Here is a 12664-nt window from a genome sequence, read left to right on the forward strand (position 1 = left end):
TTATAAATATAGTGGACTGTTGAAATTTCAAATTTTATTTTTTAAGTCTATAATTACCTTTTTATTTTATTTTTAGTTCGTTTAGCTTTAAATTCTTCTTTTATAGGATTTGAAGCTTTTTTAGTTCCTTTTTTTGTTAGACTAGTGTTACTAATAAGAAAGGGAATTTTTATATGCTTCAGAAATTTTATGATCGAGCATTTGTTTTTTTGAAACTAGTTGAACAAGAATATGCCTCTTTAGGCCAGAGTTGTGCTGAGTGGGAATCACTTCATCTTCGGTTTTTACTATATTATTTAATCCGATTTAAAATAAAAAGTGATAGGGACTTTTCACTATATCACTTTAAAACAGCTTATCGTCTATATCTAGATAAATTACTGCAAGGTGGTACAACTCTTATCCAATAAGAAACTCATAAATCATATATCACGAACAATAATCTGTATTGATTTTATATTTTTTAGGATTTTGTTTAATTTTTAAGGTTTTGAATTTTGTTATTTACAGAAATTCCAAATCTTTTCTACTGTTTCTTCTTGATAAAATAGTGTTTTTTTCTTATAATAAATTGTAAGATATAATTGCGGGTGAAATTCCTGCCATGTATATGAGAAAGGACGAGCTCCTAGTAGCTCAGACGAATTTTATTATGACTTCAGTTGTTGTTGTAGGTACCCAATGGGGCGATGAAGGTAAAGGAAAAATTACAGATTTTCTTTCAGCCAATGCGGAAGTGATTGCTCGTTACCAAGGTGGTGATAATGCAGGTCACACCATTGTTATTGATGGTAAAAAGTTTAAGTTGCACTTGATTCCATCTGGAATTTTCTTCCCTGAAAAAATTTCAGTTATTGGAAACGGTATGGTTGTAAACCCTAAATCTCTTGTGAAAGAATTGTCTTATCTGCATGAAGAAGGTGTTACAACAGATAATCTACGTATCTCTGATCGTGCGCATGTTATTTTGCCTTACCACATCGAGTTGGATCGCTTGCAAGAAGAGGCTAAGGGTGACAATAAGATTGGTACTACAATAAAGGGAATCGGTCCAGCATATATGGACAAAGCTGCTCGTGTTGGAATTCGTATTGCGGATCTTTTGGATAAAGAGATTTTTCGTGAGCGTTTAGAACGCAATCTTGCGGAAAAGAATCGTTTATTTGAAAAATTATATGATAGTGAACCTATTTCATTCGATGATATTTTTGAAGAATATTATGAATATGGGCAACAAATTAAACAATATGTGACAGATACTTCTGTTATCTTGAACGATGCGCTTGATAATGGCAAACGTGTGCTTTTTGAAGGTGCACAAGGTGTCATGTTGGACATTGACCAAGGTACTTATCCATTTGTTACGTCGTCAAATCCTGTCGCTGGTGGTGTGACAATTGGGTCTGGAGTTGGTCCAAGTAAGATTGACAAGGTTGTAGGTGTTTGTAAAGCCTACACAAGTCGTGTAGGAGATGGACCTTTCCCAACTGAATTGTTTGATGAAGTGGGAGATCGCATCCGTGAAGTAGGTCATGAATACGGTACAACAACTGGCCGTCCACGTCGTGTGGGTTGGTTTGACTCAGTTGTGATGCGTCATAGCCGTCGTGTATCTGGTATTACTAATCTTTCATTGAATTCTATCGATGTTTTGAGCGGTTTGGATACGGTGAAAATTTGTGTGGCTTATGATCTCGATGGTCAACGTATTGACTACTATCCAGCTAGTCTTGAACAGTTGAAACGTTGCAAACCTATCTACGAAGAGTTACCAGGCTGGTCAGAAGATATCACCGGAGTCCGTAATTTGGAAGATCTTCCTGAGAATGCACGTAACTATGTTCGTCGTGTGAGCGAGTTGGTTGGGGTTCGTATTTCGACGTTCTCAGTAGGTCCTGATCGTGAACAAACCAATATTTTAGAAAGTGTTTGGTCTTAAGAGATTTTTAAGATTTGTTTAAGATAGGTCGGGTATACTATAGACAGTTACAAGAAGACCTCCTAACTTGTTGTAACAAGTATCCTAAACTTTTCTTTTTCATAATAATCTCCCTATTAAGTCACCCCATTGGGTGGCTTTTTTAGTTCATAAGTCCTATACAGGCTTCTACTTGACTTTTTAAGATAAAGAAAAAAACAGTGGGACAGAAATCTGTAGACCAAGTCTTAATTTGATAGACCTAGAACTTTATGGTTTCAACAATTCGGTAGATTGGTTAAGGTTGTGGATAGAGAAAGGAAGTTTTGTTCAAAGGAGCTTTTGAATTTTAAAATGCCAACAAACAGTTTAATCTACTAATAAATTATAGATGTACAACTAAGCAAAAATGAGGTTGGGATTTTTGATCCCAGCCTCTTCAGTGAACTATTTTCTTTAGAATTTATAAGTTAGATAAAATTAAATTTTTTGTAAATTAGCTTATTTGATAACTTGGTTTCCTGATTTGTCATTTTGAATTTGGTTCATTTCGTGCATAAAAACATCTGCTTTCAGTTTATCTGTGATGATACTGACACTTATTAGCTTATTTAGATTTTTCTCATATCCTTCTAAAAAAATAGGATTTCTAATTTTCATGGTTAACTTAGCACAATTAAAGGGACGCTTTTTAACGGTTATTTGTTCGATATCTTGAAGTTTAAATTGATAATGTAATACGCTGAGGCCTATGCTACTATAGGTATAATATTGAACAGTATTGTTTTTATGAACTTCTAATTTTACTCCATTTATGAAGAGATAATACCCCATAAACCATAGAAGAAGTGGAGCATAAATCAGTATGATTGCTATAATAATCTTGTCTGTAAAATCGGTATTATAAGCTATCAGATGCTTTAGAATCCAGAGAATCATAACAGATAAAGATATCATGAATGGTCCCCCTGCTCTATTAAATTGATTTTTATATGGAAACATTAAGGTAAATTTTGGTTTATCCAGTAATAACTCTAATTTCATCATTTACTCTTTCATATTGTTTATTGTATAAATTTCAGTATATTCATCTCTTGAATTTTCTATGTCAGTTATCTCCATTATTTTAAGTTCATGATTTCTGATTTTCTATCAATTTTGTTAATATTATACTCTTTTTAAAACATTATTTCTACAATCCAGCGATTTGATACTATCTAAAGTTAGTCAGTGTAAATATCATAGAGCTCTTTTTTTGTCTAGGAAAACATGCTATAATGATAGAATTGATAAGCAGGAAAAGAGAGAAACTATGGATTATACAGTTGAAGAAAAAGAAGCTTTTATGAGAGAGGCTTTGAGAGAGGCAGAAATTGCTCTGGAACACGATGAAATTCCAATTGGTTGTGTGATTGTCAAGGATAGAGAAATCATTGGTAGGGGGCATAATGCGCGCGAGGAGTTGCAACGGGCGGTTATGCATGCAGAAATCATGGCCATAGAGAATGCGAACGTGAGTGAAGAAAGTTGGCGTCTGCTGGATTGTACCCTTTTTGTGACTATTGAGCCCTGTGTGATGTGTAGTGGGGCAATCGGGCTTGCCCGTATTCCAAACGTAGTTTACGGGGCTAAAAACCAGAAATTTGGTGCAGCTGGAAGTTTGTACGATATTTTGACAGATGAGCGTCTCAATCATCGTGTAGAGGTAGAAACGGGAATTTTGGAAGATGACTGTGCAGCGATTATGCAGGACTTTTTTAGAAATAGACGGAAAAAATAATTTCTCTTTAAAAACCGAGGGGAATGTGGTATAATAAATAGTGGAGCAACAGTTCTGCGTGAAGCGGGTCAGGGGAGGAATCCAGCAGCCCTAAGCGAGTGTGAATTGTGTGCTCTTTTTTCGTGCTTTTTTCGAATAAATAAGATAAAATAGCCTAGAATAATGATAATAGAAAAGAGAAAAATATGAAAATTCGTGGTTTTGAATTGGTTTCGAGTTTTACAGATGAAAATTTATTGCCCAAGCGTGAGACAGCTCATGCGGCTGGCTATGACTTAAAGGTTGCCGTGCGTACGGTGATCGCACCAGGAGAGATTGTCTTAGTTCCGACAGGGGTTAAGGCTTATATGCAACCAACTGAGGTCCTCTACCTTTATGATCGCTCTTCAAACCCTCGTAAAAAGGGCTTGGTTTTAATTAACTCAGTTGGAGTTATTGATGGGGATTATTATGGCAATCCCGGGAATGAGGGACATATCTTTGCTCAGATGAAAAATATTACGGACCAGGAAGTGGTTCTCGAAGTTGGGGAACGTGTGGTTCAGGCTGTCTTTGCGCCTTTCTTAATTGCAGACGGAGATGAGGCAGACGGGGTTCGGACAGGTGGATTTGGATCAACAGGGCACTAAGATGAAGATTATCTTTGTACGTCATGGAGAGCCAGATTATAGTATGCTTGATAAACTTGAAAATCCGCAACTCTATAGTGGTTTTGGTCGTGATTTAGCACCATTGACAGGAAAAGGTCGCAGTCTGGCAAAAGATGTTGCTAAAACTGCATGTTTTGGAAAGGCAGAGATTATTATTTCATCGTCTGTGACGAGGGTTTTAGAAACAGCCCATTATATAGCAGTTGAAACAGGATTGGACTTATTTGTGGAGCCGTTTTTTCATGAGTGGCGTCCAGACTTAGATGGCACTAACTCTGATTTAACTAGTGTATTGGTAGCTCATGAATATTATCTAAAACATCAAGGAGGTTTATCTGAAGATTCTCCTTATCGCTATGAAACTGATCTAGAGATGCGTCATCGTTTTTTAAGAACTTTGGAAAAATATAAAAATTATAAAACTATTATCATTGTAACTCACGGAATGCTCATGCGCCAGTTTGTGCCAAATGAGAAGATTGATTTTTGCCAAGTGATTGAGTGTGAGTTAGAGATATAGAAAGAGGTTTATCATCGCAAAGAAAAAAGCGACATTTGTATGTCAAAATTGTGGGTATAATTCCCCTAAATATCTGGGACGTTGTCCTAACTGTGGGTCTTGGTCTTCTTTTGTAGAAGAGGTTGAGGTTGCAGAGGTCAAGAATGCGCGTGTGTCCTTGACAGGTGAGAAAACCAAGCCTATGAAACTGGCTGAGGTGACTTCAATCAACGTCAATCGAGCCAAGACGGAGATGGAGGAATTCAACCGTGTGCTTGGAGGTGGAGTGGTACCAGGGAGTCTCGTCCTTATCGGTGGGGATCCAGGAATCGGGAAATCAACCCTTCTCCTACAAGTTTCAACCCAGTTGTCCCAAGTGGGTACGGTTCTCTATGTCAGTGGGGAGGAGTCTGCTCAGCAGATTAAGCTACGAGCAGAGCGCTTGGGAGATATTGATAGCGAGTTTTATCTCTATGCAGAAACCAATATGCAGAGCGTTCGAGCTGAGGTGGAGCGCATCCAACCAGATTTTCTCATCATCGACTCTATCCAGACCATTATGTCTCCTGAAATTTCAGGGGTGCAGGGGTCTGTTTCTCAGGTGCGTGAGGTGACAGCTGAACTCATGCAGTTGGCGAAGACTAATAACATTGCTATTTTTATCGTAGGGCATGTGACCAAGGAAGGAACCTTGGCTGGTCCACGTATGTTGGAACATATGGTGGATACGGTGCTTTACTTTGAAGGGGAACGTCACCATACCTTTCGTATCTTGAGAGCAGTCAAAAACCGTTTTGGTTCCACTAATGAGATTGGCATCTTTGAGATGCAGTCGGGCGGATTGGTTGAGGTGCTCAATCCGAGTCAAGTTTTCCTAGAGGAGCGTTTGGATGGAGCTACTGGCTCGTCAATCGTTGTGACCATGGAAGGGACCCGTCCGATTTTAGCGGAGGTTCAGGCTTTAGTGACACCGACCATGTTTGGAAATGCTAAGCGCACAACGACAGGACTTGATTTCAATCGTGCAAGTCTGATTATGGCTGTTTTGGAAAAACGAGCAGGGCTTCTCTTGCAAAATCAAGATGCCTATCTCAAATCTGCTGGCGGCGTGAAATTGGATGAGCCTGCCATTGACTTGGCTGTTGCGGTTGCCATTGCTTCAAGCTACAAGGACAAGCCTACCAATCCTCAGGAATGTTTTGTGGGTGAACTGGGCTTGACCGGAGAAATTCGGCGCGTGAATCGTATCGAACAACGTATCAATGAAGCAGCAAAATTGGGCTTTACCAAGATTTATGTACCCAAGAATTCCTTGACAGGAATCACTCCACCCAAGGAAATTGAAGTCATTGGTGTGACGACCATTCAGGAAGTTTTGAAAAAGGTCTTTGCATAATCCGTGACAAATCCTCTTAAAAATGATAAGATAGGAGAAATATTTGATTATCAAATTTTTGAGGAGGGAATCGTGTCGTATTTTGAACAGTTTATGAAAGCCAATCAGGCTTATGTTGCCCTACATGGGCAGTTAAATTTGCCACTTAAACCCAAAACCAGAGTAGCTATCGTGACCTGCATGGACTCGCGTCTACACGTTGCGCAAGCTCTAGGTTTGGCACTTGGGGATGCCCATATCTTGCGGAATGCGGGTGGTCGAGTGACTGAGGACATGATTCGTTCACTGGTGATTTCCCAGCAACAAATGGGGACAAGAGAAATCGTGGTGCTTCACCATACAGACTGTGGAGCTCAAACCTTTCAAAATGAAAGTTTTCATGAACATTTGAAACACGAGCTCGGAGTTGATGTATCTGATCAAGATTTTTTACCATTCCAGGATGTTGAAGAGAGTGTGAGAGAGGATATGCAGTTGCTTCGAAAATCTCCACTGATTCCTGATGATGTGGTTATATCAGGTGCTGTTTATGATGTGGATACAGGAAGTATGAGAGAAGTATACTAACTTTGTCTCTAAGAGATATCATTCTAGCATAAAATCGATGGTTTAAATGTAGGATTTTTAGTTTTAATATAGCTAATATAAAATAGCAAAAAACGAGGGTATAAATGTTTGCCCTTGTTTTATTTTTGATTGAAAAATAAAGGAAAAAGCGCTACAATGGTAAATGGAAAATGTTGTGTAAAAAACAAGTGATACATAAATACCGGAGGAAATCATGTCTTTTTCTGATTTAAAGCTGTTTGCCCTTTCTTCTAATAGAGAATTGGCAGAGCGTGTGGCGCAAGAAATTGGGATAGAGTTGGGGAAATCGACTGTTCGCCAATTTTCAGATGGGGAGATTCAGGTCAACATCGAAGAATCAATCCGTGGAAAACACGTCTTTATCCTACAATCAACGAGTTCACCTGTAAATGACAATCTACTCGAAATTTTGATTATGGTAGATGCCTTGAAGCGTGCCAGTGCAGAATCTGTCAACGTTGTCATGCCTTACTACGGATATGCACGTCAGGATAGAAAGGCGCGTGCGCGTGAGCCGATCACTTCAAAACTTGTTGCAAATATGCTTGAAGTAGCTGGAGTGGATCGTTTGTTAACGATTGATTTGCACGCTGCGCAGATTCAGGGATTCTTTGATATTCCTGTAGATCACTTGATGGGTGCTCCATTGATTGCGGACTATTTTGAACGTCGTGGCATGGTTGGCTCTGACTACGTGGTTGTCAGTCCAGACCATGGTGGGGTGACTCGTGCTCGTAAATTGGCGGAGTTTTTGAAAACTCCGATTGCGATTATTGACAAACGCCGTAGTGTAGACAAGATGAATACCAGTGAAGTGATGAACATCATTGGTAAAGTAGAAGGTAAGACTTGTATCTTGATTGACGATATGATCGATACAGCTGGAACTATTTGTCATGCGGCGGATGCTCTTGCTGAAGCAGGTGCTGTTGAAGTATATGCAAGCTGTACGCACCCAGTACTTTCTGGTCCTGCTATGGATAATATCCAAAAATCAGCTATTAAAAAATTGGTTGTTTTGGATACCATCTACCTGCCAGAAGAGCGTTTGATTGATAAGATTGAACAGATCTCTATTGCCCACCTCTTAGGAGATGCCATCGTTCGTATCCACGAAAAACGTCCTCTTTCTCCTCTATTTTGTATTGAGAAAAAGATTTAATCTTTCACTTGAAATAGATCGTTCTCCTAGCAAGTTTCTTTTCTTGCTAGGAGATTTTTATAGTCAAAATCTGCAAGCCTTTTCAAAATATGCTATACTGAGAAAAAAGGAGGATCTCTATGAGTCAAGAATTTATCAATCCAAGTGATGGTGTAATCCGTCAGTATCTGGCGACCAGTAAAACGTTAGCGGTAGTGGGTTTGTCTGACCGTGAGGAAACAACTAGTAATCGAGTAACCAAGGAAATGCAAGCTCGGGGCTATAAAATCATTCCAGTTAATCCCAAGGCTGCAGGTGGGGAAATCTTGGGAGAAAAGGCTTATGCGAGTCTAGCTGAGATTCCTTTTCCTGTGGACATTGTCAATGTATACCGACGTAGCGAGTTTTTACCAGATGTGGCGCGTGATTTTCTCAAGGCTGATGCCAAGATTTTTTGGGCGCAATTAGGACTTGAAAATCTAGAAGCGGAAGAAATCTTGCGTGCTGGAGGATGCGATGACATCGTGATGAATCGCTGTATCAAGAGAGAACATACTCGCTTAATTCTTGAGAAATAAAAAGGTAGCCATGGGCTACCTTTTTGTATTATAAAGTACCAATCAATGCTTGCATGCCAAGACTGGTGAGGATGATAGCAATCCAGCAAAGGGCTCCGAGGACAATAGATTTGCCACTGGATCTAACCATGGCAATCAGATTGGTTTTGAGACCGATGGCACTCATGGCCATGATGATAAAGAATTTAGAGAGTTGTTTGAGAGGGGTAAAGAAGCTACTAGACACACCGAGAGAGGTGAGAAGAGTCGTTAAGAGAGAGGCCAGGATAAAATAAAGGATAAAAAGTGGGAAAACTTTTTTCAGTTGTAGGCCTTGTTTATTTTCTTGTTGGCGACTTTGCCAGTAGGAGAGGAAGAGAGTGATGGGAATGATCGCTAAGGTGCGCGTGAGTTTAACAATGGTTGCCGATTCGAGGGTATTGGTCTGGTAAAGACTGTCCCAAGCACTAGCTGTGGCCGTTACAGAAGAAGTATCATTGACCGCAGTTCCTGCAAAGAGAGCAAAGCCGTCATTAGATAGGTGAAGCCAGGTTCCTAGAGTTGGAAAGATGAGCGCAGCCAAGATATTGAAGAAAAAGATAACGGAAATGGCTTGGGCAACTTCTTTTTCCTTGGCATGGATAACGGGCGCTGTCGCAGCAATGGCAGAACCACCACAGATAGAAGAACCCACTCCAATCAAGGTAGCCAGTTTTGTGTCTAGTGCAAAGAAACGCTGGAAGAGGTAGGCGACAATCAAGGAAATTGAAATCGTTGATAGGATGACAGGGAGTGAAGTTTGTCCGACTGCAAAGACTTGCGAGATATTGAGACCAAAACCAAGTAAGATAACAGCATACTGGAGTAATTTTTTGGAACTAAAGGTCAAACCTGCATCTAGTTGTTTGTAGGGGGAGAGCCAGGGGTGTAGGAGCATTCCTATAAAGATTGCAAAAACGGGTGCACCCACGACGGGGAAAAGTCCTCCTAGAAACCAAGAAATGATAGAAATGAGAAGGCAGGCCAAGATGCCTGCTCCATTTTTTGATAGAAATGACATAAAAACCTCCAATCATAATCTGTTACCATTATAGACCTGTAAACAGGAAAAGTAAAATAGAAAGTGGAAAGCTATTATATAATGTATTTTTGCGGTCAGGGGGCTTTTGTAGTATAATAGAGATACGTTTTGAGAGTAGGAGGTATCTATGAACTTAACTAAGCGCTTTAATAAACAATTAGATAAGATTCAAGTTTCGTTGATTCGCCAGTTTGACCAGGCTATTTCGGAGATTCCTGGGGTCCTGCGTTTGACCTTGGGAGAACCTGATTTTACAACGCCAGATCATGTCAAGGAGGCGGCTAAGCGGGCCATTGACCAGAACCAATCCTACTACACAGGGATGAGTGGTCTGTTAACGTTACGTCAGGCAGCCAGTGATTTTGTAAAAGAAAAATACCAGCTAGATTACAATCCTGAAAATGAAATTTTGGTTACAATTGGGGCGACAGAGGCTTTATCGGCTACTTTGACAGCTATTTTGGAAGAGGGAGATAAGGTGCTCTTGCCAGCTCCTGCCTATCCAGGTTATGAGCCGATTGTCAATCTAGTTGGGGCAGAGGTTGTCGAGATTGATACGACTGAAAATGGTTTTGTCTTGACTCCTGAGATGTTGGGAAAGGCCATTTTGGAGCAAGGCGACAAGCTCAAGGCGGTCATTCTCAACTATCCAGCCAATCCGACAGGAATTACCTATAGTCGGGAGCAGTTGGAAGCCTTGGCGGACGTTTTACGCAAGTATGAGATTTTCGTTGTCTGTGATGAGGTTTACTCAGAATTAACCTATACAGGCGAAGCCCATGTATCTTTGGGAACTATGCTGAGAGATCAGGCTATTATTATCAATGGTTTATCTAAGTCTCATGCTATGACAGGTTGGCGTTTAGGCTTTATCTTTGCTCCTGCAGCCTTTACAGCTCAGTTAATCAAGAGTCACCAGTACTTGGTAACTGCCGCAAATACTATGGCGCAACATGCTGCGGTAGAAGCTTTGACGGCGGGTAAAAACGATGCGGAGCCTATGAAGAAGGAATACATCCAGCGTCGTGATTATATTATTGAGAAGATGACTAATCTTGGTTTTGAGATTATCAAACCAGACGGTGCCTTCTATATCTTTGCTAAGATTCCAGCAGGTTACAATCAAGACTCCTTTGCTTTTCTGAAGGATTTTGCCCAGAAGAAGGCTGTTGCCTTTATTCCGGGTGCTGCTTTTGGTCAGTATGGAGAAGGCTATGTGCGTCTGTCTTATGCAGCCAGCATGGAAACGATCAGAGAAGCCATGAAACGACTTGAGGAGTACATGAGAGAAGCATGATTCAGTCTATCACGAGTCAAGGCTTGGTGCTCTACAATCGTAACTTTCGTGAGGATGACAAGCTAGTCAAAATTTTTACCGAGCAGGCAGGCAAGCGCATGTTTTTCGTCAAACACGCTGGCCAGTCCAAACTAGCTCCGGTTATTCAGCCCTTGGTGTTGGCACGATTTCTCTTGCGAATCAATGATGACGGGCTTAGCTACATCGAGGACTACCATGAGGTGATGACCTTTCCCAAGATTAATAGTGATCTCTTTGTCATGGCCTATGCGACCTATGTAGCGGCTCTTGCAGATGCTAGTTTGCAGGACAATCAGCAGGATGCTCCCTTGTTTGCTTTTTTGCAAAAGACTTTGGAGTTGATGGAAGCGGGTTTGGATTATCAGGTTTTGACCAATATTTTTGAAATCCAAATCTTGACTCGATTTGGGATTAGTCTTAATTTTAATGAGTGTGTCTTTTGCCATCGGGTCGGTCAGGCTTTTGACTTTTCTTTTAAATATGGAGCCTGCCTCTGTCCAGAGCATTATCACGAGGATGAGAGACGTTGTCATCTAAATCCCAATATCCCTTATCTGCTCAATCAATTTCAAGCCATTGACTTTGATACACTTAAAACCATCTCGCTTAGGCCAGAAATTAAGCAAGACTTGCGCAAGTTTATAGACCAAATCTACGAAGAGTACGTTGGAATTCACCTAAAATCAAAGAAATTTATTGATTCCCTAGCAGACTGGGGACAATTACTAAAAGAGGAAGACAAATGAAAAAAATCGCAGTAGATGCTATGGGGGGCGATTACGCACCTCAAGCCATCGTTGAGGGTGTCAATCAAGCCCTTGCTGACTTTTCAGATATTGAGATTCAACTCTATGGAGATGAAAGTAAGATCAAGCAATATCTAACAGCGAGAGAGCGCGTCAGCATTATCCATACGGATGAGAAAATTGACTCAGATGATGAGCCGACAAAAGCAATCCGTAAAAAGAAAAATGCCAGCATGGTATTAGCAGCCAAGGCAGTCAAAGAAGGAGAGGCAGACGCTATTCTCTCGGCTGGGAATACAGGTGCCTTGTTGGCTGCAGGATTCTTCATTGTAGGTCGTATCAAGAATATCGACCGTCCTGGACTCATGTCGACCTTACCGACCATTGATGGCAAGGGCTTTGACATGCTAGATCTTGGAGCCAATGCAGAAAATACAGCTCATCATCTGCACCAATACGCTGTTTTGGGTTCCTTTTACGCGAAAAATGTTCGTGGGATTTCGAAACCACGTGTTGGTTTGCTCAATAATGGAACAGAAAGTAGCAAGGGTGATCCTCTTCGTAAGGAAACCTACGCCCTGCTAGCAGCGGATGAAAGCTTGAATTTTGTCGGAAACGTGGAAGCGCGTGATTTGATGAATGGCGTTGCGGATGTTGTTGTGGCAGATGGTTTCACGGGAAACGCTGTTCTCAAATCTATTGAAGGGACAGCCATGGGTATCATGGGCTTGCTTAAGACAGCTATCACAGGTGGTGGTCTTCGAGCGAAACTAGGTGCTCTTCTTCTCAAGGATAGCTTTAGAGGTTTGAAAAAGCAACTCAACTATTCAGATGTTGGTGGAGCAGTCTTGTTTGGTGTTAAGGCACCGGTTGTCAAGACTCATGGCTCAAGTGATGCCAAGGCTGTGTATAGTACGATTCGCCAGATTCGTACTATGCTAGAAACAGACGTAGTTGCCCAGACTGCGCGTGAATTTTCAGGAGAATAAC

The 12664-nt window shown here is 40.7% G+C and carries 14 protein-coding genes and 1 other RNA gene; 13 read left to right on the top strand and 2 right to left on the bottom strand.

Annotated features, from left to right (window positions below):
• Positions 1 to 173 precede the first annotated feature (173 nt).
• Positions 174 to 410, top strand: a complete 237-nt coding sequence (gene comW, locus HMPREF9189_RS12470) for a sigma(X)-activator ComW (RefSeq protein WP_000939506.1) — start codon at positions 174 to 176, stop codon at positions 408 to 410.
• A 242-nt stretch (positions 411 to 652) separates the two neighbouring features.
• Positions 653 to 1939 carry an adenylosuccinate synthase gene (locus HMPREF9189_RS10935; RefSeq protein ID WP_000205046.1) on the top strand — a complete coding sequence of 429 codons (1287 nt, stop codon included), beginning with the start codon at positions 653 to 655 and terminating at the stop codon, positions 1937 to 1939.
• 480 nt (positions 1940 to 2419) lie between these two features.
• Here HMPREF9189_RS10935 and HMPREF9189_RS10940 read toward each other — a convergent pair whose 3' ends face one another.
• Positions 2420 to 2965 (bottom strand): hypothetical protein, encoded by a 546-nt coding sequence (locus HMPREF9189_RS10940; RefSeq protein ID WP_009755477.1) that lies wholly within the window; start codon positions 2963 to 2965, stop codon positions 2420 to 2422.
• Between the two features lie 265 nt (positions 2966 to 3230).
• Here HMPREF9189_RS10940 and tadA point away from each other — a divergent pair, with 265 nt between their 5' ends.
• From tadA to HMPREF9189_RS10975, 8 genes are all read left to right on the top strand, one after another.
• Positions 3231 to 3698 carry a tRNA adenosine(34) deaminase TadA gene (gene tadA / locus HMPREF9189_RS10945; RefSeq protein WP_000386761.1) on the top strand — a complete coding sequence of 156 codons (468 nt, stop codon included), beginning with the start codon at positions 3231 to 3233 and terminating at the stop codon, positions 3696 to 3698.
• A 32-nt stretch (positions 3699 to 3730) separates the two neighbouring features.
• An RNA gene (gene ffs, locus HMPREF9189_RS12165) (signal recognition particle sRNA small type) lies at positions 3731 to 3825 on the top strand.
• A 58-nt stretch (positions 3826 to 3883) separates the two neighbouring features.
• The gene (locus tag HMPREF9189_RS10950) at positions 3884 to 4327 is read left to right on the top strand and encodes a dUTP diphosphatase (RefSeq protein WP_000701988.1); all 444 of its coding nucleotides are present in this window, start codon (positions 3884 to 3886) and stop codon (positions 4325 to 4327) included.
• A 1-nt stretch (position 4328) separates the two neighbouring features.
• Positions 4329 to 4868, top strand: a complete 540-nt coding sequence (locus HMPREF9189_RS10955; protein ID WP_000691248.1) for a histidine phosphatase family protein — start codon at positions 4329 to 4331, stop codon at positions 4866 to 4868.
• A 10-nt stretch (positions 4869 to 4878) separates the two neighbouring features.
• Positions 4879 to 6243, top strand: a complete 1365-nt coding sequence (gene radA / locus HMPREF9189_RS10960; protein WP_176601965.1) for a DNA repair protein RadA — start codon at positions 4879 to 4881, stop codon at positions 6241 to 6243.
• A 72-nt stretch (positions 6244 to 6315) separates the two neighbouring features.
• Positions 6316 to 6810, top strand: a complete 495-nt coding sequence (locus HMPREF9189_RS10965) for a carbonic anhydrase (protein ID WP_025168540.1) — start codon at positions 6316 to 6318, stop codon at positions 6808 to 6810.
• Between the two features lie 214 nt (positions 6811 to 7024).
• Complete coding sequence (locus tag HMPREF9189_RS10970; RefSeq protein WP_000010182.1) at positions 7025 to 7993, top strand: ribose-phosphate diphosphokinase; 969 nt, start codon at positions 7025 to 7027, stop codon at positions 7991 to 7993.
• A gap of 119 nt (positions 7994 to 8112) precedes the next feature.
• Positions 8113 to 8550, top strand: coding sequence for a CoA-binding protein (locus HMPREF9189_RS10975; protein WP_000076476.1), 438 nt, complete (start codon positions 8113 to 8115; stop codon positions 8548 to 8550).
• 28 nt (positions 8551 to 8578) lie between these two features.
• Here the strand turns inward: HMPREF9189_RS10975 and HMPREF9189_RS10980 are convergent, their stop codons facing one another.
• Positions 8579 to 9589, bottom strand: coding sequence for a YeiH family protein (locus HMPREF9189_RS10980; protein ID WP_000009130.1), 1011 nt, complete (start codon positions 9587 to 9589; stop codon positions 8579 to 8581).
• 148 nt (positions 9590 to 9737) lie between these two features.
• On the opposite strand from HMPREF9189_RS10980, the gene HMPREF9189_RS10985 reads away from it, so the two are divergent.
• The 3 genes from HMPREF9189_RS10985 to plsX are packed head-to-tail and all read left to right on the top strand — an operon-like array spanning position 9738 to position 12663.
• Positions 9738 to 10907, top strand: coding sequence for a pyridoxal phosphate-dependent aminotransferase (locus HMPREF9189_RS10985; protein ID WP_001054633.1), 1170 nt, complete (start codon positions 9738 to 9740; stop codon positions 10905 to 10907).
• Entirely contained in the window at positions 10904 to 11674 is a 771-nt protein-coding gene (recO, locus tag HMPREF9189_RS10990) for a DNA repair protein RecO (protein ID WP_000616133.1), read from the top strand. Before HMPREF9189_RS10985 ends, recO begins: the two co-directional genes overlap by 4 nt.
• Positions 11671 to 12663 carry a phosphate acyltransferase PlsX gene (plsX, locus tag HMPREF9189_RS10995; protein ID WP_000717421.1) on the top strand — a complete coding sequence of 331 codons (993 nt, stop codon included), beginning with the start codon at positions 11671 to 11673 and terminating at the stop codon, positions 12661 to 12663. Before recO ends, plsX begins: the two co-directional genes overlap by 4 nt.
• Position 12664: the final 1 nt, after the last annotated feature.

Source organism: Streptococcus sp. oral taxon 071 str. 73H25AP, from assembly GCF_000146755.1.
In the GTDB taxonomy this organism is placed as follows: domain Bacteria; phylum Bacillota; class Bacilli; order Lactobacillales; family Streptococcaceae; genus Streptococcus; species Streptococcus oralis_T.

Excerpts from the sequence above, each read along its gene's own strand:
- comW (WP_000939506.1), top strand. The coding sequence starts at position 174 with ATGCTTCAGAAATTTTATGATCGAGCATTTGTTTTTTTGAAACTAGTT.
- HMPREF9189_RS10935 (WP_000205046.1), top strand. The coding sequence starts at position 653 with ATGACTTCAGTTGTTGTTGTAGGTACCCAATGGGGCGATGAAGGTAAA.
- HMPREF9189_RS10940 (WP_009755477.1), bottom strand. The coding sequence starts at position 2,965 with ATGATGAAATTAGAGTTATTACTGGATAAACCAAAATTTACCTTAATG.
- tadA (WP_000386761.1), top strand. The coding sequence starts at position 3,231 with ATGGATTATACAGTTGAAGAAAAAGAAGCTTTTATGAGAGAGGCTTTG.
- HMPREF9189_RS10950 (WP_000701988.1), top strand. The coding sequence starts at position 3,884 with ATGAAAATTCGTGGTTTTGAATTGGTTTCGAGTTTTACAGATGAAAAT.
- HMPREF9189_RS10955 (WP_000691248.1), top strand. The coding sequence starts at position 4,329 with ATGAAGATTATCTTTGTACGTCATGGAGAGCCAGATTATAGTATGCTT.
- HMPREF9189_RS10970 (WP_000010182.1), top strand. The coding sequence starts at position 7,025 with ATGTCTTTTTCTGATTTAAAGCTGTTTGCCCTTTCTTCTAATAGAGAA.
- HMPREF9189_RS10975 (WP_000076476.1), top strand. The coding sequence starts at position 8,113 with ATGAGTCAAGAATTTATCAATCCAAGTGATGGTGTAATCCGTCAGTAT.
- HMPREF9189_RS10980 (WP_000009130.1), bottom strand. The coding sequence starts at position 9,589 with ATGTCATTTCTATCAAAAAATGGAGCAGGCATCTTGGCCTGCCTTCTC.
- HMPREF9189_RS10985 (WP_001054633.1), top strand. The coding sequence starts at position 9,738 with ATGAACTTAACTAAGCGCTTTAATAAACAATTAGATAAGATTCAAGTT.
- recO (WP_000616133.1), top strand. The coding sequence starts at position 10,904 with ATGATTCAGTCTATCACGAGTCAAGGCTTGGTGCTCTACAATCGTAAC.
- plsX (WP_000717421.1), top strand. The coding sequence starts at position 11,671 with ATGAAAAAAATCGCAGTAGATGCTATGGGGGGCGATTACGCACCTCAA.